Source organism: Rothia nasisuis (assembly GCF_928381405.1).
GTDB classification, from domain to species: domain Bacteria; phylum Actinomycetota; class Actinomycetes; order Actinomycetales; family Micrococcaceae; genus Rothia; species Rothia nasisuis.
This window is the reverse complement of record NZ_CAKMSB010000017.1, coordinates 1-17,812: the sequence shown is the minus strand read 5'-3', so window position 1 is coordinate 17,812 and position 17,812 is coordinate 1. Positions and strand designations below refer to the sequence as shown.

The 17,812-nt window shown below is 58.6% G+C and carries 17 protein-coding genes and 1 tRNA gene; 10 read left to right on the top strand and 8 right to left on the bottom strand.

The annotated features are described in order from the left end of the window. Window positions 1–139: 139 nt before the first annotated feature. Window positions 140–223, bottom strand: a tRNA-Leu gene (locus L6966_RS11090). 413 nt (window positions 224–636) lie between these two features. Between L6966_RS11090 and L6966_RS11085 the strand changes: the two genes are divergently transcribed. Genes L6966_RS11085 through pknB form a run of 7 tightly spaced genes read left to right on the top strand, consistent with a single transcriptional unit; the run spans window position 637 to window position 10,253 of the window. After that, a complete protein-coding gene (locus L6966_RS11085; RefSeq protein WP_237225303.1) occupies window positions 637–1,443 on the top strand; it encodes an FhaA domain-containing protein in 807 nt (268 codons plus the stop codon). A 3-nt stretch (window positions 1,444–1,446) separates the two neighbouring features. Then, on the top strand, window positions 1,447–1,929 hold the full coding sequence (locus tag L6966_RS11080; protein ID WP_237225301.1) for an FHA domain-containing protein FhaB/FipA: 483 nt from the start codon (window positions 1,447–1,449) through the stop codon (window positions 1,927–1,929). A 3-nt stretch (window positions 1,930–1,932) separates the two neighbouring features. Next, window positions 1,933–3,639 carry a PP2C family protein-serine/threonine phosphatase gene (locus L6966_RS11075; protein WP_237225300.1) on the top strand — a complete coding sequence of 569 codons (1,707 nt, stop codon included), beginning with the start codon at window positions 1,933–1,935 and terminating at the stop codon, window positions 3,637–3,639. Continuing rightward, window positions 3,639–5,090: an FtsW/RodA/SpoVE family cell cycle protein gene (locus L6966_RS11070; RefSeq protein WP_237225298.1), complete on the top strand. Its 1,452-nt coding sequence runs from the start codon at window positions 3,639–3,641 to the stop codon at window positions 5,088–5,090. The genes L6966_RS11075 and L6966_RS11070 overlap by 1 nt, the downstream gene beginning before the upstream one ends. Further along, the gene (locus L6966_RS11065; protein WP_083092305.1) at window positions 5,083–6,525 is read left to right on the top strand and encodes a peptidoglycan D,D-transpeptidase FtsI family protein; all 1,443 of its coding nucleotides are present in this window, start codon (window positions 5,083–5,085) and stop codon (window positions 6,523–6,525) included. Before L6966_RS11070 ends, L6966_RS11065 begins: the two co-directional genes overlap by 8 nt. Next, window positions 6,522–8,243 (top strand): protein kinase domain-containing protein, encoded by a 1,722-nt coding sequence (locus tag L6966_RS12120; RefSeq protein WP_272878621.1) that lies wholly within the window; start codon window positions 6,522–6,524, stop codon window positions 8,241–8,243. The genes L6966_RS11065 and L6966_RS12120 overlap by 4 nt, the downstream gene beginning before the upstream one ends. Before the next feature lie 27 nt (window positions 8,244–8,270). Continuing rightward, window positions 8,271–10,253: a Stk1 family PASTA domain-containing Ser/Thr kinase gene (gene pknB, locus L6966_RS11050; RefSeq protein ID WP_237225292.1), complete on the top strand. Its 1,983-nt coding sequence runs from the start codon at window positions 8,271–8,273 to the stop codon at window positions 10,251–10,253. Window positions 10,254–10,365: 112 nt separating this feature from the next. Here the strand turns inward: pknB and L6966_RS11045 are convergent, their stop codons facing one another. From L6966_RS11045 to L6966_RS11035, 3 genes are all read right to left on the bottom strand, one after another. Continuing rightward, window positions 10,366–11,007: an aminodeoxychorismate/anthranilate synthase component II gene (locus L6966_RS11045; RefSeq protein ID WP_083092298.1), complete on the bottom strand. Its 642-nt coding sequence runs from the start codon at window positions 11,005–11,007 to the stop codon at window positions 10,366–10,368. 100 nt (window positions 11,008–11,107) lie between these two features. Further along, on the bottom strand, window positions 11,108–11,269 hold the full coding sequence (locus L6966_RS11040; protein WP_180377875.1) for a hypothetical protein: 162 nt from the start codon (window positions 11,267–11,269) through the stop codon (window positions 11,108–11,110). A gap of 34 nt (window positions 11,270–11,303) precedes the next feature. Next, on the bottom strand, window positions 11,304–12,092 hold the full coding sequence (locus L6966_RS11035) for a class E sortase (protein ID WP_237225306.1): 789 nt from the start codon (window positions 12,090–12,092) through the stop codon (window positions 11,304–11,306). 162 nt (window positions 12,093–12,254) lie between these two features. Here L6966_RS11035 and L6966_RS11030 point away from each other — a divergent pair, with 162 nt between their 5' ends. Further along, window positions 12,255–12,530, top strand: coding sequence for a cell division protein CrgA (locus L6966_RS11030; RefSeq protein ID WP_237225291.1), 276 nt, complete (start codon window positions 12,255–12,257; stop codon window positions 12,528–12,530). 2 nt (window positions 12,531–12,532) lie between these two features. Further along, on the top strand, window positions 12,533–12,748 hold the full coding sequence (locus tag L6966_RS11025; protein ID WP_083092293.1) for a hypothetical protein: 216 nt from the start codon (window positions 12,533–12,535) through the stop codon (window positions 12,746–12,748). On the opposite strand, the gene L6966_RS11020 is transcribed toward L6966_RS11025, so the two are convergent. The 3 genes from L6966_RS11020 to L6966_RS11010 form a co-directional block, all read right to left on the bottom strand. Beyond that, window positions 12,735–13,742, bottom strand: coding sequence for an arsenic resistance protein (locus L6966_RS11020; RefSeq protein WP_237225289.1), 1,008 nt, complete (start codon window positions 13,740–13,742; stop codon window positions 12,735–12,737). The genes L6966_RS11025 and L6966_RS11020 overlap by 14 nt on opposite strands. Before the next feature lie 132 nt (window positions 13,743–13,874). Next, the gene (locus L6966_RS11015) at window positions 13,875–14,414 is read right to left on the bottom strand and encodes a YceI family protein (RefSeq protein ID WP_083092288.1); all 540 of its coding nucleotides are present in this window, start codon (window positions 14,412–14,414) and stop codon (window positions 13,875–13,877) included. Window positions 14,415–14,518: 104 nt separating this feature from the next. After that, a complete protein-coding gene (locus L6966_RS11010) occupies window positions 14,519–15,430 on the bottom strand; it encodes an ArgP/LysG family DNA-binding transcriptional regulator (protein ID WP_083092286.1) in 912 nt (303 codons plus the stop codon). A 70-nt stretch (window positions 15,431–15,500) separates the two neighbouring features. Here L6966_RS11010 and L6966_RS11005 point away from each other — a divergent pair, with 70 nt between their 5' ends. After that, window positions 15,501–16,124, top strand: a complete 624-nt coding sequence (locus L6966_RS11005; RefSeq protein WP_083092284.1) for a LysE/ArgO family amino acid transporter — start codon at window positions 15,501–15,503, stop codon at window positions 16,122–16,124. A gap of 141 nt (window positions 16,125–16,265) precedes the next feature. On the opposite strand, the gene L6966_RS11000 is transcribed toward L6966_RS11005, so the two are convergent. After that, complete coding sequence (locus tag L6966_RS11000; protein ID WP_237233386.1) at window positions 16,266–17,486, bottom strand: hypothetical protein; 1,221 nt, start codon at window positions 17,484–17,486, stop codon at window positions 16,266–16,268. Window positions 17,487–17,812 lie beyond the last annotated feature (326 nt).

Here is a 17,812-nt window from a genome sequence, read left to right as displayed (position 1 = left end):
CACAGCCCCGCCTAGCTGTTGCCCGCGCCGGTACGTTGCTCAATAAATTTACGTGGTATTTACGTGGCGGGGCCATTTTGGGGCACGAAAAAACCCGCTCCCCTAGCTCTCACTAGGGAAAACGGGTTTCTCTTCGCTGTGCGCAAGGGGGGACTTGAACCCCCACGATCTTGCGATCACTGGCACCTGAAGCCAGCGCGTCTGCCAATTCCGCCACTTGCGCATTGTTTACTGCATGCTACCGCACGCGCAACGAAGACAACTATACACATAGCGCCGAATAGATGTCCAACCAAGAAAACAATGGCATCAGTCACAAGCACAGTCTGTCGAAGGCGGAACAGAAACACGTGTGAACCAGCTGAGGTGAGCTGCTCGTACCCGGTAAGTTCACCAGCCAGTTGGTGAATTGGTCGCAGCGGTGAGCAGGCCGAGCAGGCGCCAGCAGACGGGGCTGGAAACCCTGTAGATAAGCCTCTGAAGCAGGTCTTTTCCAGCTTTTCTGGGGGTCTTTTTGCGGTTATCCACTAGACTGGAGGTCTAGACTATGTGATTACCGTGCGCAGAGCCCCTGTTTGTGTGCTCACCGCGCAGACGGTAGGGTACACCCGGTTGTATTGGTTGAAGGAGGCAAGCATGGGTTTCATTGACAGACTTGAACAGGGCCTGGAGAAGGCCGTGCGTGGTACCTTCAGCAAAGGCGGTTCGTTTGAACCGGTTGACATCGCCAACCGGGTGCGTACCGAAATGGATGACCAGGCGTTCTCTGTGGCAGAGGGCCGCACGATAGCGCCCAACATTTTTACCGTACAGTTTGCTCCCACTGACTTTTCTCGGGCCCAGCAGTGGGGCGTGCCGCTGGCCGAAGAGCTGTGCGACGTGGTGGTGCGCCATGCGCGCACGCAGGGGTACTCACTCCGCGGCGCCGTGCGCGTCACCTTTGAGAGAGCAGACGATCTTGAGGCTGACGATTTCCAGATCAGCAGTTCGGTGAAAAATATGGCCTCACCGCAAGGCACTCCCGCCCCGGCTTCGCCCCGGCAGGTTGCTGACGCCCCCTACCCGGCTGCAGCGCCGGCGTCCCTACCGAACCGCATTACGCGCTCCGCACCCAACTATGCCCCGCCAGAACCGGCCGCCCCGGCACCAAAGCCGCAGGTAGTGCTCGAGGTCAACGGTGAACGTTTCGTGGTGCGTGATCTGCCAGTGACACTCGGTCGAGGGTCAAACGCTGATATCACGGTTGAAGATACCGGTGTTTCACGCCGGCACCTGGAGATTGTGCAGCAGGAGGGTACCTACCTGGCAGTTGACTTAGGGTCAACGAATGGATCCTACCTTGATGGCCGCCGCCTGCAAGGCCGCGCTGAATTACGTAACGGTTCCGTGATTGAGATGGGCCGCGCACGTATTGTTTTCCGTCTGATGGTTCGTAAGGGGTAGCTTGTGGCATCTGAAATCACCGTGACGGTGTTGCGTTTCGCTTTTCTTGCCCTGTTATGGCTCTTTGTGTTTATGGTATTGGCCGCTGCACGCCGTGACCTGGGTGTAGGGCGCAATGTGCGTGTAGCTCCCTCGCAGATTGAGGCAGGGCAGGAGGGTGCACCGGCATCCCCCGCGACCCCTGCTCCCCCGACACGGCCGTCAGTGCTGGTAGTGCTGGACGGGCCTCAAGCGGGTGCATCCATGCGTCTGGGTGACACACCGGTGACCCTGGGGCGCGCAACCGACATTGAGGTTTCCTTGCAGGATGATTACGCGTCTGGCCGCCACGCGCGCCTCTTCCCGCAGGGTTCCCGCTGGTTCATCGAAGACATGGGCTCAACGAACGGCACCTTTGTGGGTGAAACCCGCCTGACCCGCGCCACCCCGCTTGACGCTAATCAGCCTTTCCGCGTGGGCCGCACGACCATGCAGCTGAAAGCCTAGTGCATGAGTATCGCTTTTCGTTTTGCCGCCCGTTCTGACGTTGGGCGGGTACGGTCAAAGAACGATGACTCTGGCTATGCCGGTCACTACCTAGCTGTGGTGGCTGACGGTATGGGCGGGCATGTGGGAGGCGATGTTGCCTCGGCAACCACTGTTCTTGATTTGACCCCGCTTGACCACGCCGGTTTCAGCGGCACAGCGGGCGTATATCTGGCCGACGAAATTGTGAACGCCAACATCATTATGAATGAGTTGGTGGAGCTGAACCCGCGCCTGGCCGGTATGGGCACAACCTGCACAGCCCTGCTCATCGACGGTAACCAGATTGAACTGGCACACATCGGCGATTCGCGCGCCTACCGCCTGCGCGGTGGGGTGTTTGAGCAGGTCACTACCGATCACACGTTTGTGCAGCGCCTCCTACAAGAGGGGCGTATCAGCCCCGAGGAGGCCGAAGCCCACCCCCACAAGAACGTAATTATGCGCGTTCTGGGTGACGTAGATGCCTCCCCGGAGCTTGAGTTGCGCACCCTAGATGCACAGGTGGGTGAAAAGTGGGTGCTGAGTTCTGATGGTCTGGACGCCGTGGTGCAGGTCGATGAAATTGAGGCGGTCATGCGTTCAACCGGCGACCTACAGCAGGTGGTTGACACTTTAACCGATTTGACCCTGGAGCGCGGAGCCCCCGACAACGTGACGGTGGTGGCCTTGCAGGTGATTGCGGAGGAGTCACTATCTGCGGCGATTACCGCCCCGCAGCCCATCATCCCGGTACGCAGGTACGGGGAGCACGGTGAGCTAGTGGGGCTCTACCCTACAGTTGAGCAAGAGGCCGATGCGGCCGAGCACGAGGCCCCGCGTGATCTTCTCACCGAGCACGGGGCCGCCGGGGAGCACAAGGCCCCCTGGCGCCGCCGTATGCCCGATCACGCCAAGATGCGTAACGCCCTGCGCCACGGTAAGTGGCGCGGTGAGTCCTTCACTGATGGTGTGCTCAACGCAATGACGGTCAAGGCAGGTGTGGACGCCGCGCCGGAGGCAGTCGGTGATGACGGGCCGGAGCCGACCCCGGCGTCCCTCCTGCGTCAGGAGCTTTCGGAGCGCCCTCACCACCTGGTAGGAGCGGCAGCCAACGCCACTCAAACAGGCATGATTCCGGCTGTAACGGCCCGGACTGCCAAGAACCTGACCACGCTGTCACAGCAGCAGACCACCCAGACCCTGGAGCCCGCGGAGCTCCCCGAGGAGTACCGGGCCGCTCTCAGCTCTCAGGTGCCCCCTTCACCGCACCGCTGGCCCATGCGCATCTTTGTCGCTGCGCTCACCCTGGCGGTGGTGGCGGCAACGGTCTGGAGTTTCTTTTCGTGGACCAAAACCCAGTACTACGTGGGAATCAAGGACGACCGTGTGGCAGTTTTCAACGGTATAAACCAGTCACTGGGGCCCATAGACCTGCACACGGTGGTTGACGAGACCGATATTGAGGTCACGTCGCTACCGGATTTTTCGCAATCGCTGCTGCGAAGCACTATTACAGCTGGCAGTGAGCAGGAGGCCGAGCAGATTGTGCAAAACTTGCGCGACCAGCTGCCGTCTCAGGTCACCCCGGGAACCGTAACCACAGCGCCACCGACCCCGGAGGCCTCAGGCGCCCAGAGCGCTAACCCAAGCCCCGAGCCGTCACCGAGTTCAGCCCAGGGAGGTAACTGATGAGTGCACGTACTGCCCCTCTACAGGGCGAGCTGCCACGCTCCCGTCGTTTAACGGAGCTGATGCTGACGATTCTGGCGGTGGCCCTATGCCCGGCCTCTATGTATCTGGTGGATGCTGAGAGCGCTCTTGACAACGGCATGTGGCTACAGGCCCTCACAGTGCAGGGTATCGGCGCCCTGGTGCTCCACGGGGTTTTGTATGCCCGTGCCCGCTACGCTGACCCGTTTATTCTGCCAATTTCGGTGGCCTTGAATGGGCTAGGGCTGGCCATGATTTACCGCATTGACCTGACTACCTCAGCGAATGCCGGTGGGGCTCAGCTCATGTGGACGGGGTTGGCTATGCTGACTGCTGCCGTGGCGCTCTTCTTACTGCGTGACCACCGGGCACTGCGCAAAATCACCTACATCTCGTTGGTTGCGTCGCTGGTGCTACTGGTCCTCCCTCTGCTTCCCGTCATTGGTACCGAGATTAACGGTGCGCGTATCTGGATTTCGGTGGGCGGCCGCACCTTCCAGCCCGGCGAGATCGCCAAGATTACCCTGGCTGTTTTCTTCGCGGGCTACCTGTCGACGCACCGTGATTTGATTATGCTGGCGGGTAAGCGCATTGGCCCGGTTCGTCTGCCGCGGTTCAAGGATCTAGCGCCCATGCTCATCGCCTGGTTCCTATCGTTGGCTGTGCTAGTTTTTCAGCGTGACCTGGGTTCGGCTATTCTCTTCTTCGGCATCTTTCTGGCCATGCTCTTCTTGGCTACCGGCAGCTTCACCTGGGTAGCCCTGGGCTTGCTCTTTGTTGTGGCCGGTGGCTTCTTAGCCTACAACTATATCTCGCACGTCTACTTCCGCATTAACTCCTGGACCCACGCTTTTGACCCTGAGGTTTATAACCAGCCGTTGGGCGGGTCAGGTCAGATTGTGCAGGGGCTTTTTGGTTTGGCCTCCGGTGGTTTATTTGGACGCGGGTGGGGCAACGGCCGCCCCGACCTGGTGTCGTATTCCAACTCGGATATGATTATCACCGCCCTGGGTGAAGAGCTGGGGTTGCTCGGTTTGGGTGCCATTCTCATGCTTTTCCTCTTGCTGATATCGCGTGGTTTCCGCGCGGCACTGGGCACCCCAGATACTTTCGGTAAACTGCTGGCAGCCGGTTTCTCGGCTCTATTTGTGATTCAGCTCTTCGTTGTTATCGGCGGTGTGACTCGTCTGATTCCCTTGACCGGCCTGACCACCCCCTTCATGTCAGCAGGTGGCTCCTCGCTCCTGTCGAACTGGGTGATTGTAGCGATTCTGCTGGCCATCTCGCATACCGCCCGCGCCCCGCACGTCGTTGAAGAATTCGATGCCAGCGATAGCATCGACTACGACGGCTACGAGCCTGAGGGGGCCACGTCCGTAATTTCGCGAATTACCGAAACCAGCCGTCCAGGAGGTACTCGCAGTGAATAAAGCGATTCGTCAGGCATGGGTGGCTGCAGCCAGCGTCTTTGTGCTGCTGTTGGGCTCCCTAACCTACATTCAGTTCTTTGAGGCCAAGACCTTGCAGGCCAATGCCTGGAACTCGCGTAACCTCTACGAGAGCTACGGTTCGCAACGAGGTTCTATTGTGGTGAACGGTGTTGAGATTGCGTCATCGGTAGAGTCTAACGACGGTTACGCCTTTCAGCGAACCTACTCACAGCCTGAACAGTATGCGGGGTTGACCGGGTATTTCTCATCGGTTTACGGGGCAACGGGTCTGGAGTCAGCAATGAACGAGCAGCTCTCGGGTACCTCTGACGCCCAGTTCTACGACCGTTTGACGCAGATGTTTACCGGCGGCACAGCTGCCGGTGCAAGCGTGGAACTCACCGTTGACGCCGAGTTACAGCAACTGGCTTACAACCTGCTAGACGGCCATAAGGGCTCTATCGTAGCTCTCAACCCCAAGACGGGTGAAGTTCTGGCGATGGTCTCGACCCCGTCCTACGACCCCAACACTCTTTCGTCGCACAAGGCTGATTCGGTTCTCGCCCAGTACTCAGCGCTGAACCAGGATCCGGATCACCCGCTCTATAACCGCGCGATTGCCGGTGATACCTACGCGCCGGGGTCAACCTTCAAAATTATTGACGCGGTCGCGGCCCTAGAGTCAGGTAAGTACAACGCCGATTCAGAGCTTCCCAACCCACAGAACCTGGCCCTGCCGAACACGAACGTCACGCTACCCAATTACACCGGCGGCCAATGTTCCACCCGCACGTCAGCTACGCTTGAGTGGGCGCTGGCTCAGTCGTGCAATACCCCCTTCGCGCAGGTTGCTATGGACTTAGGGCAGGACGCCATCGCCCGGACTGCTAGCAATTTCGGCTACGGAGAAGACCTACAGATCCCTTTGAGCGTGTCGCAGTCCGTCTTCCCTACCAACATGGAAGACAGCCAGCTAGCACAGGCGGCTATTGGTCAGTACGATGTGAAGACCACCCCTTTGCAGGTTGCCATGATGAGCGCGGCAATTGCCAATGACGGTGTGCAGATGAAACCCAACCTGATTCGGTCGGTGAAATCGCACAATCTCAGTTCGCTCTACGAGTTCTCTGCTGAGGAGCTACGCCGCTCTACCAGCGCTGACGTAGCCAACCAGGTAACGGACTGGATGGTGAACGGTGTGGATAACGGCATCGCCTCAGGCGCTGCGGTGAGCGGTGTGAAGGTAGCCGGCAAGACGGGTACAGCTGAAATTGGTGACACGGGGCTGAATAACTCCTGGTTCACCGGTTTCGCACCGGCTGACGATCCACAGATAGCTATAGCGGTAGTCTATGAAGGGGTAGACGTCACAACAGGGGCACAGCTTGCTGCTCCTGCGGGTAAAGAACTTTTTGAGGCGGTGTTGAACAAGTGAGGCCTTCGGTAGATGTGACTCTCGGTGGTCGCTACACCCTGACCGAGCGTATCGCAATTGGCGGTATGGGCGAGGTCTGGAAGGCGCGCGATAAAGTGCTGGGCCGAATTGTCGCTGTCAAAATTCTGAAAGAGGAGTACACGGGCGACCCTGGGTTCCTGGAGCGTTTCCGCGCTGAGGCCCGCCATACCGCCCTGCTGAATCACCCGGGCGTCGCTAACGTCTTTGACTACGGTGAAGAGGACGGCTCTGCCTACCTGGTCATGGAACTGGTTCCCGGTGAACCGCTCTCGAACATTATCGAGCACGATAGGCGGCTACCTGCTGACCGTATTCTCAACATCATGGCGCAGACCGCCCGGGCCCTAGCTGCAGCTCATGCTCAGGGCCTGGTTCACCGTGACGTCAAGCCCGGCAACCTGATTATCACCCCGGACGAGCGGGTCAAAGTAACCGACTTCGGCATCGCCCGGCTAGCTGACCAGGTTCCGCTCACCGCTACCGGGCAGGTCATGGGTACCGCCCAATACCTTGCCCCTGAGCAGGCCACCGGCCAGCAGGCTACACCGTCTTCTGATATGTACTCCCTGGGCGTGATTGGCTACGAGTGCCTGGCAGGTAAGCGCCCCTTCACGGGTGAATCCCAGATTGCCATTGCCCTGGCGCAGGTCAATGACCCTCCCCCACCTCTGCCCGATGACGTTCCGGCCCCCGCCGCAGCGCTCATCATGTGCTTGCTCTCCAAGGATCCTGCCGACCGCCCAGATACCGCTACAGCGCTGGCCTCAGCGATTGATGCGGTTCGTCGCCGTGACATCCCGGCAGCCATTAAGGCTGTTCCTGCCCTGAACAAATTCCTGCCCCAGGGAGCAGACACGCAGGCCACTCAGGTGATGACCGCTCCCACCGTGGTAGCGCCCGTAGCGGCTAAATTCGGCTCCGGTGCCCGCTACGAGCCTGAACCCACAACTGCCCGCGTCCCTAACGCAACCACGGTAGTTACACCGCCTGCGGCCAGCTCTAAGCCTAAGAAGAAAAGCCCGTGGGGCTGGGTCTCTTTGATTCTAGCCCTGCTACTCATTGCTGCCGTAGTTTGGTTTATAGTTGCCGGTAACAGCGGTTCCAGTAGCAGCCCGGCAGACCCCACGCCAACCGCTGCGGGAACAGTGTCTACTGCAAGTGCGTCGGCCACAACTGAGGCTACTGCCACCAGCAGCGAGCCCACCCGCATCGATATCGACTCGGCCACCTACGAGGGCCGCCCCCTCAATCAGGTGGTCAACGAGCTCACTGCGGCCGGGTTCTCTACCCGCACCACCGGGGTGACCTCTGATGCCGAGGTCGATACTGTACTCTCCGTTTCGCCAACTGGCAGTGTGGAAGTGGGCGAAACCATTACTGTGCAGTACTCCACCGGCCCCAAATCTGTGACCCTACCCAGTAATCTGGAGGGTACAGACTCCGAAGAGGCTATTAGGGCAATTACCGCTCTGGGCGTGAACGTGCAGATTCATTTTGAAGAAAGCAACAGCTCAGCCGAAGGCACCGTGCTTCGTACTTCTCCTACCTCGGGGTCGCGCGTCGAGGTGGGAAGTAGCGTCGATGTCTACGTAGCTCGTGCCCCTGCAGCGGCAGACGCTAGCGACCAGCCCAGCGCTTCAGAATCCCAGTCAGCCACCGCCTCAGCGTCACCGACCGCTGATGCTGGCGGTAACTAAACTCCACCGGAAATGATGGGTGAACACATGGACCAGCAGGTTCCTGAAACTATCGATCAGCGTTACGAGGTTGGAGCCGTTATCGGCTCCGGCGCGATGGCGACCGTCTACGAGGCGGTTGATACCCGCCTGGGGCGCAAGGTTGCTCTCAAGGTTCTGCGGAATGAGCACGCTCAGGACGTTATTTTCCGCGCCCGTTTTCAGCGTGAGGCTGAGGCCGTAGCGGCACTTAACCACCGCTCTATCGTGGGTGTCTACGATACCGGCTCGTTCAACATGCGTGTAGGCAGCGCCGAGGTCGCTGTGCCCTTCATGGTCATGGAGCTGGTGCGCGGCACTACGCTCCGGGAGGCCATGTCGAACGGTGAAGTCGATCAGGCACGGGCTATCGCTTACGGTGCGCAAATTCTTGAGGCATTAGATTACAGCCACTCTGCTGGCATCATTCACCGCGACATCAAACCCGCGAACGTGATGATTCTGCCTCAAACCGATGAGGATCGTAGCCTGGGTGAGCCCGCCCAGATCAAGGTCATGGACTTCGGTATTGCCCGTGCTGCTGAAGAGGCCGGGGACGCGCTGACCAAGGCCAACACCGTCATGGGCACGGCCCGTTACATCTCTCCCGAGCAGGCTCGCGGCGAGACCGTGGATGCCCGTAGTGATGTCTACTCGGCTGCCTGCGTCATCTATGAGATGCTGGCAGGGTGCTCACCCTTTGACGCTCCCACCAACGTGGAGCTGGCAGGTAAGCATCTGAGCGAGATTCCTCAGCCGCCGAGTGCTTTTGCAGCAGAAGAAATTTCTTCTACTCTGGATGCTGTTGTTCTGAAGGGGTTGGCTAAGGATCCCGCTGAACGCTATCAGAGCGCTACCGAGTTTGCAGCCGCCCTCAAGGATGCCGAAAGTGGCATACTTACTGATCAGAGTGATCCAACTGAGGCTACAGCGGCCTTTGACACCGCTGCTTTGGTAGGGGGAACTGGGGTAACTGCTGTAGCCACTCCCGCACGGGAAACCGAAGAGGCAGAGCTCGGCAGTTTCTTTGATAACGCCCAGGCAGAGTACACCGACGAGGAGCTTTACGGTTACGGTTACGGTCAGGACGCCGCCGGGGCGCAGGCGCGTAAGAAGCGCAGGCGTAGCGCCTGGGGCAAGGCTTTGACCACCCTGCTAATCGTGCTACTGGCCGCTTTTGGTGTGGGTTCCGTTCTCTACTACCAGGCTGAACTCAACAGGGTGCCTGTACACGTGATTCCCGCTGTTCAGGGCCTGCCTAAGGCTGAGGCTGAGACCCAGCTGCGCAACCTGAATTTCCCCCTTAAATTTGAGGAAGAGCACTCCGATACCATTGAGAAGGGCTCGGTTATTAAGACCTCCCCTGCCACAGGTCTTGAGGCTGAAGAGGGCACTGAGATTGTGGTGACCATATCATCTGGTCCGTCTGTGCTCACCGTCCCTGGCAACCTGGAGGGCCAGAGTGAGCAGTATGTGCGCGAAGCCCTGACTACGGCTGGTTTTGTACCCGGCCGCACTACCACGGTTACTAGCCCCACCATACCTGCGGGCATGGTTGTAGCTGTTGACCCCGGCTCCGGAGAAGAAGCCACGGCGGGTTCAACCGTTGATATTGTGCTCTCTAACGGCAAGGTTGAGGTTCCCAACCTGATTGGCCTCAGCCGTGACAGCGCTATTGCGGCCCTAACCGCTCCCGATACACTGCTCAGCACAGATATCGAGACCGTAACCACCAGCTCCCAGCCCGCTGGCACCGTGATTTCGCAGAGTTCAGCCGCTGGTACCTTAGTGGAGCAGGGCTCCACTATCACGATTCGTGTGGCTGCGGCCCCCGTGGTAACGCAGGCTCCAACGCCTGCCCCGTCCAACAGCCGGAGCGCTCAGCCCACAGCGACCCCCAGTGAGCCCGCCGCTGAGCCGAGTGCTGAGGCTTCGCAGTCCGCCGCTCCCAGCGCCCGGCCCAGTGCCTCAGGGAATGGCAACGATGACTAGGGTTGAGCGCCTCTAAACCGCAGTGAGGCCGCCCCCGTTAACGGGGCGGCCTCACTGCGGTTTTTGCTGATACGGGTGGCCTTTGTGACCCCTTACAGGGTTTTGGGCAAATCTAGGCTGCCGGTTCAATCAGCGGTGAGAGAGCGGCACCCCGGGCTGCGGCTCCAGTAAGCCCCACCTCTTCAAGCCAGTTGCCGAGCATAAGGTAACCGCCTTCGGTGAGCACCGATTCGGGGTGAAATTGCACCCCGTGCATAGGGGCGCTCTTGTGGGCCAGCCCCATGATGATGCCGCTGTCGGTGCGTGAGGTGACCTCAAGAATCTCGGGCAGGGTGTCTGGGTCCACTGCGAGTGAGTGGTAGCGGGTGGCGGTAAAGGGGCTGGGCAGGTTCTTGAAGACCGATGACCCGGTGTGTACCAGCTGCGAGGTTTTACCGTGCATAAGCTCGGGGGCGTGCCCAACCGTACCGCCGAAGGCTTCAGCGATGGCCTGGTGCCCCAGGCACACACCCAGCAAGGGCTTGTGCGTTTCGGCGGCCCAGGAGATGGTGTCAATGATGACGCCGGCGTCGGCAGGTGCGCCGGGGCCGGGCGAGACGAGTACACCGTCATGGTTTTGAGCTAGGGCGATGGTCTCGTCAAGGGTTAGCTCGTCGTTGCGAATCACAGTGGTTTCTGCACCCAGCTGCTGAATGTAGCCAACCAGGGTGAAAACGAAGCTGTCGTAGTTGTCGATGACGAGAATCGTGGTCATAGCGCCTGCCTTTCGTGGTGGTGATTTGATTCTATCGCAGGGCGATTCGACCCGGTTGGTGAACGCTCATCCGCTGAGCAGGTAGGGGCGCCTGGTTGAGCTATTGTTCGATGGTCACATCGGTGTTGAAGGGGCTGTATTCGGCAAAGTGCGGGAAGACATATTCCATCAGCAGGTAAACTGCCAGTGCAATCAGAGCCAATGAGATAAGAATACGCAGCCAGAGCGGTCCGGGCAGGTGGCGAAAAATCCAGGCATACATGGGCGGGTTCCTTACGGGTAGGGGTGAGGGGCAACTAGCTGGCGACAGCGGCTATTTCTTCTGGTGGGCCTGCGTCACCGGGTTGCCAGCTGACGAATTCTGCGTGGACGATGTAGCGTTCGGTGTCGCCGTAGCGGGGGTGACAGCTGGTGAGGGTGAGCAGGCGGCGGTTGGCTTCAGAGACGGGCGCGCCGGGGTTATCAGGGTCGGGGGCGATGACCTCCACCTGGGTAGGGAGCACGATTTTGTGCTCGTAAACACGGTAGGTGTAGTAGCCCTCCGCTGTGCGTATATAGATGTTGTCGCCCTCTTGTAGTAGGTCGATGTTATCGAGCACAGCCCCGTTGGTTTGGCGGTGACCAGCCAGAGCAAAGTTGCCCATTTCTCCGGGCATTTGGGTGGTGGGGTAGCGGCCCAGACCTAGGGTATCGAGTACGTCGGTGCCTACGCCTTCTGCAAGGGGGCGGGCATAGGTGCTACCGAGGCGGGGTATGTAGACCACACCATAGGCCTGGCCGTAGGCTGGCGGAGCCACCACCGGCGGGGTGGTGGGGTCATAGTCAGGTGCAGCGTTGGCTGTGCCGGTCTGTGCCCCCTGCCCGTCTGTGCCCCCTGCGGAAGTGCTGGAGGAGTTGAATTCTTGAATCAGGCTGTCAACGGCCTGCTGTTGGGTGCGGTTGGCGTCAATGTTGGTCCACCAGAGTTGCCAGGCCACGAACAGGAGCAAGATAAGCCCCGCAGTGATGAGGAGCTCTCCCACAATGTAAATAATCCACTGTAGGGATGTTCGGCTGGTCGGGGCGGGTGTAGCTCGGTGGCGCATGGAGCGCCCGGCTTTTATGGTCACATTTCACCTCGGCATGGGGCAGGTTTTGGGGCTTTATTCATGGTAGAACTTTTTGAGGTGCTACGGTTAAAACCGTCCCTAACTGTAATTTTTGTGAACCCGCTCGGCGCGTGCTGCCCTGGGCATCTGGAGGAATAAGTGGCTGACTCGAAGTCGATTCGCGATGAAGATCTTGAAGAGGCGGAGCTTCGCCGTGTGGCTGAAGCCATGCACAGTGATGAGGACTTTCCCTCACCCACTCCCCTCTGGTACCGCGTCATCATGTTCGCCATGATCCTCATCGGTATTTTCTGGATTATCATCTTCTATATCACCCAGTCGGTCTACCCCGTGCCGGGCATTGGCAACTGGAATATCGGCATCGGTATTGGTTTTATGATGGTTGGCTTAATCATGACTACCCGCTGGCGGTAGATATGCCTAACGATACCCCCACCCAGGGCGGGCCTGAGGGCAAGAAGCCCGAGGTGACCAACCCATCGAACCTGGCTCCGGTTGACCCCCACGAGAAGCTAGATGAGCGCGCTGATATCAAAGCCGCCCGTTTTGAGACCAGATTACGCCGGTGGGCTCTTGTGGGTGTGGTTGCAGCCGTGGCAATTTACTTTATCTGGCAGGCTATCGCGGGCTAGAGGGCGCGCTCAGCTGGTTACGGTAGACGGCTACCATGAGGGTCAGTATGAGGAGTTCTACCAGTGTCTGAGTGAGAACAGCCAGGGGCATGAGCGAAGCACCGGCTGTGCCACCCATTGCGGCACTCAGACCCAGCACAATCGGCAGAACCACTAGAGCATTCCGTGTGACCGCAGAGAAGGTTGCAACTGTCTGCTCAGCCGTGCTCAGGTAAGAGCCGTAGCGCGGTAGCAGAAGCCGTGAAAGACCCCACATTAATATAGCGAATAAGGTATATATAGAGGCCAGAGGTAGAAGGTAGAGTGCCCAGTGAGTCAGGTGGGCAGCATGAGCAGCCGGCGTCAGAAACAGTACCGGTAGCATCGCGGGCACCATGACGGCCTCAGCCAGTCGGGCTGTAACACTCCGCGCCTTCGGCCCTATACCCTGCACCACAGCGGCAAGTGCTAGTGGCACTACAACTACAGCCAGGGCCAGCCCAACCTCGGGTAGGGAGTTCCAGAGCGCCCTACTAGCCAGTAGCTCACGGTTCCACACACCTGCACGGTTAAAGATGAGAATCCAGACCGGGACCAGCACACACTGAGTGAGCAAGAGAAGCGGAGTGCGGGCCAGCAGGCGGTCGCTGGCACCACCGGCAGCTGCGGCAAAAGCTACCACATAGTCAATGCAGGGTGCCAGGAGTACCAGAGCAGCGGTAAAGAGCAACAGGTCAGGCAGTTCGGGCACCAGTACCGCCAGCACCAGCACCAGAGCTGCGGTGATGAGCGGCACTACTAGAAAGTTCAGCAACACGAGGGCGGCCGTTAAGCCTGGCGCCTGTTTCGGGATCAGCAGGCCGCGTAGGGGAAGGCTCAGAAAGGTCACCAGTAAAAGAAAGCTCAGGGCAGGAGTAATGAGCGGCTGAGCCAGTGTTGCTACCCCCGGCACAAAGGACGCTACCACCCCGCCCGCAAGGGCGAGTAGGTAAAGCGCTACCTGGTGCCGATTCATGAAGCTGACCACAGGCCTCCCTTCTCTTTAAAAAACTGAGCCCTCACCTACTGTAGAGCAGGAGAGGGCTCAGCTACACAACACCTATTCAGTTCGGTAGAACTGAATCAACCGGCTCGCCGCCGGAAGTCTTTAGGCTTCGGGGGCGGTGAAGGCTACGTCGAGGTTGATGACGACCTTGTCAGAGACTAGGACGCCGCCGGCTTCGATAGCGGCGTTCCAGGTGATACCGAAGTCTTTGCGGGAGATAGTGGCGGTGAGTGACGCACCTGCGCGGGTTACACCAAAGGCATCGACGACGGCGCCGGTAAATTCGCCTGCAAAGGTAACGGGTTGGGTTTCGCCCTTGATTGTGAGATTGCCAGCTACGGTGAGGTCTTCGCCCTCTAGCTTGAAGGAGGTGGATTCGAAGGTCATCTCAGCGTGGGTATCTGCATCGAAAAATTCGGGGCTGCGCAGGTGGCCGTCGCGATCAGCGTTGTTGGTGTTCACTGATGCAATCTGGGCTACTGCCTTGATGGTGGAGTCTGCAATGTTCTCGGCAATGGTCAGCTGGGCGTCAACCTGTTCGAAGGTGCCGCGCACCTTGGTGATACCTGCGTGGCGCACGGTGAAGCCGACTTCTGAGTGTGCTGAGTCGTAGTTCCAGCTACCTGCGGTGAGTTCTGCCATGATTGTGCCTTTCTAGCGATACGTTTGTTTACAACAGTCATTACTTTACATGTAAAGTTTTTATGGTGCAAGCGGTCTCGCAGAAAATTGTCAGAGAAGCTCCCCTAGCGCAACACACCCTTACCAGCGGCGGCGTACACCCGCTCGCTCAGGCGAGCCAAAACTGGCGAGCTGATATTCCATCGCTGCCAGTAGAGAGGAACATCGACAGGCTCAGGGGTAAGTTGCACCAGCTCCCCCGCCGCAAGAGCTTCTGCAGCCTGAGCCTCAGGCAGAATACCCCAGGCAATACCACCCAGCACGGCACGTGCATAGTCAGGTGAACTCGGCAGGTAGATAGTGGGCGAGCCTCCCCAGGTGGCCCCGTCAACGTCGAATTGCTCTATCAGCAGGCCGCGGGCAGAGGCCAGCCCAAAGTCTTTGCGGTCAAACTCCACCACGGGCGCAGCAGCCAGGTTCCCAGCGGTCACCTGCGGGTAGTCGGGAAAATAGCGGTCCAGGTAGGGCCGTGAGGCCACCACCAGGTAGCGCACGTGACCCAGCCTTTCAACCGAACACCCGGGGATTGACTCGGGGCTGGAGGTCAGCGCTGCCATCACCTCACCCGAGCGCAACAGGGCGGACGAGTGATACTCAGCTTCACGGCGCACGTCGCAAAAGATGCGATCTTCGCCAGCCAACTGGGCGACAGCATCGAGAAACCAGGTAGCCAGAGAATCGGCATTGACGGCCACAGCAACACTCTGCCCCTCTTCACCCCCGTCAAGTTCACGTTCCATTTCAGCGTGCAGAAACTCACTCTGCCGGGCGATGCGCAGGACGGCCTGCCCGGGCTCTGTGGGTTCCACCGGGTTAGTACGCTTGAGTAGCACTCGTCCGGCCAGCTGCTCCATGGCTTTGATGCGTTGGGAGATAGCCGATGCGCTGACCCCAAGGATGTCTGCGGCAGCGTCAAAGGTGCCGTATTCAAACACCGTGACGAAGGTCTGGAGCTGGTCGGTCGTAAAACGCATCATAAGTATATCTTATGCTATTTCAGTTTCATGAAATGGTTTTATTACTGCTGGCCGTCTACGATTAATTCCCATGACCCTTTCAGAAACCTTGCCCCATCTCCTCTTCGGTATCGGCACCTCACTTTCCCTGATTGTGGCGATAGGGGCCCAGAATGCCTACCTGCTCAAACAGGGTCTCATCGGTAGATTTGTCTGGCCGATTGCCTTCTTCTGCATTATCTCTGACGCCTTTTTGATTGGCCTGGGTGTGCTCGGCATGGGTACCCTGGCTGACTCCTACGGCTGGGTATTGCAGGTACTACGCTGGGGTGGCGGCCTCTTCTTACTGGTCTACGGCCTGATGGCTGCCAGGCGGGCACTGCGCCCTTCGTCCATGAAAATCTCTACGAGTATCACCGGCCCGCAAACCTTAACCAGGGCTTTGCTGATTGCTGCGGCCATGACCTATCTGAACCCTCACGCCTACCTCGACACCATCGTCCTTATTGGCGGTATTGCCGCTCAACAGGGGGATTACCGCTGGCTCTTCTATGCGGGCTCGGTAGCAGGTAGCGCCATCTGGTTTATCCTCCTAGCCTCCTGTAGCCGTTTCTTGCGCCCGATTTTTGCCAGCCCACGTGCCTGGCGCTTACTCGATGCCGGTATAGCCGCCCTCATGTTCTTTCTGGCCTACAAGGTCATGTTTGGTCACTGAGGCTTTTCAAGAAGATAATTCTAGAGGTTTAGTCATGTTAGGCGTTACGCACTCTCCCTTGCTCAATGCGCACGGCACCCTTGACGATGTACAGGCACACCTACAAATAAAATGAGACGTAGCAACACAAAAACACCGGGATCACGATGCCCGATAGATGTTGCGGATTATCACCGTGTGGCGCACATGGCCAATGGCAGGCTCCAAGAACTCCTCGGCGTAGCGGGAGTCCGCACTGGTCTGCGCAGCAAAGTTAAGGGCAGCAAAAGCCCCCAGCACCATCGACACCTTTACCAGCACGTCCGTGAAAGGGAACTGCACACCCAGCAGGGTCACCTTGCTGGGCTCAACCCCTAACCAGTTCGTGATAGTAGCATCAGGGATAGCGATCGTGCCAAACCAAACGAAAAACAGAAAAACGACCCCGGCAAAGAGCAGAGCCTGAATCATCTGCACCACAATGGGCAGAAACACCAGGTTATTCCACTCGCCCCACCCGAAGTTAGCGGGGCGCTTGAGATTGGCTGAGGGGAGCCCCTTAAGCTCCTGGGGCCAACAACCACCGGCCTGCACCGCGGCCCCCGCATACTCGTCCTCCGTGAACTCCTCAACCTTATCCCCCTTGCGGGCGCCCAACAGGCGGCGGGTTTTCTCCGACACAGTCGATGAGACAACCAGCAGGCTCAACCCTACCAGCACAGAGACCACCTGCATAGTACGCTGCATACTCAGAGCAGTAGCCACACGCCAAATATCACCGTTCACAAAGAAGAAAAGCACGGCAATCATGAGCACCGGCAGCACCTTGACCACCATGCTAAAAAGAGTAGCCATCTCCTTCAAAATCTGCCGAAGAGCCCAGTAGCACAGGGAATCCAAGCCCAGATAGACAGCCAAGAGCATGGCCCCCAGAATCCACAGCACATCACTGGCCGCAAAGGCATCAGCAATATCTGCCAGACCCACCCAGCGGGCAGTCTGAGGCAGCATCGAGAAGCCCGCCAGTGGCAGAAGCAGTGCACCAATGAGGGTTTGAGGCCAGAAAGACAGAGAGACCAGTAGACGAGATACCGCCCAGGGCACAACCAGCAGTAGCAGGGGCGGCACCAGGGTCAGGGCAATAAAGATGGGTATCAGGACGCTATCTGGCACGTCTGCCGGTACACCTCCTTCCTGCGCCTCGACATCAAGTTGGGTTAGACCCAACAGCAAAGCAAGGTAGATGAAGGAACAAACGATGAGCCAGGCAGAAAGCGGGGCAGAACGAGCGAGGGTCCACCGAGCACGCTCTCGTGCAGGGATAACCAGCGGGGCCCCGGCAGCTCTGAACCAGGTGTGTGCTTCTTGTGCTGTGAGTGTCATAGTCCGATTCTACGGGCTGGGCTAGAGAGGCGTTTCTAACCGCACAATATATAATATTTGTTCTATTTTTAGAAAAAGTGGTTTTAGATACAAAAAGCGAGGGGTCTAGAGCGTTAGCTCTAGACCCCTCGCTTTATCAGAGTGTCTGATACAACCCAGTGGGTTGTTATCTCAAAACCATACAGCGGACGCAAACAACAAACATACCTAGAAAAATGTAAGCCTTCGGACCATTAGTACCAGTCAACTCCACAGGAATTCCCCGCGTCCATACCTGGCCTATCAACCCCATCATCTCCAGGGATCCTCACGTGGCCCAAAGCCAC

Bases quoted from the DNA above. Each gene is read 5' to 3' on its own strand.
- L6966_RS11020 (WP_237225289.1), bottom strand. From the start codon at position 13,742: ATGAATCGGCACCAGGTAGCGCTTTACCTACTCGCCCTTGCGGGCGGG.
- L6966_RS11005 (WP_083092284.1), top strand. From the start codon at position 15,501: ATGACCCTTTCAGAAACCTTGCCCCATCTCCTCTTCGGTATCGGCACC.
- L6966_RS11000 (WP_237233386.1), bottom strand. From the start codon at position 17,486: ATGACACTCACAGCACAAGAAGCACACACCTGGTTCAGAGCTGCCGGG.
- L6966_RS11015 (WP_083092288.1), bottom strand. From the start codon at position 14,414: ATGGCAGAACTCACCGCAGGTAGCTGGAACTACGACTCAGCACACTCA.
- L6966_RS11025 (WP_083092293.1), top strand. From the start codon at position 12,533: ATGCCTAACGATACCCCCACCCAGGGCGGGCCTGAGGGCAAGAAGCCC.
- L6966_RS11070 (WP_237225298.1), top strand. From the start codon at position 3,639: ATGAGTGCACGTACTGCCCCTCTACAGGGCGAGCTGCCACGCTCCCGT.
- L6966_RS11040 (WP_180377875.1), bottom strand. From the start codon at position 11,269: ATGTATGCCTGGATTTTTCGCCACCTGCCCGGACCGCTCTGGCTGCGT.
- L6966_RS11075 (WP_237225300.1), top strand. From the start codon at position 1,933: ATGAGTATCGCTTTTCGTTTTGCCGCCCGTTCTGACGTTGGGCGGGTA.
- L6966_RS11085 (WP_237225303.1), top strand. From the start codon at position 637: ATGGGTTTCATTGACAGACTTGAACAGGGCCTGGAGAAGGCCGTGCGT.
- L6966_RS11035 (WP_237225306.1), bottom strand. From the start codon at position 12,092: ATGCGCCACCGAGCTACACCCGCCCCGACCAGCCGAACATCCCTACAG.
- pknB (WP_237225292.1), top strand. From the start codon at position 8,271: ATGGACCAGCAGGTTCCTGAAACTATCGATCAGCGTTACGAGGTTGGA.
- L6966_RS11045 (WP_083092298.1), bottom strand. From the start codon at position 11,007: ATGACCACGATTCTCGTCATCGACAACTACGACAGCTTCGTTTTCACC.
- L6966_RS11010 (WP_083092286.1), bottom strand. From the start codon at position 15,430: ATGATGCGTTTTACGACCGACCAGCTCCAGACCTTCGTCACGGTGTTT.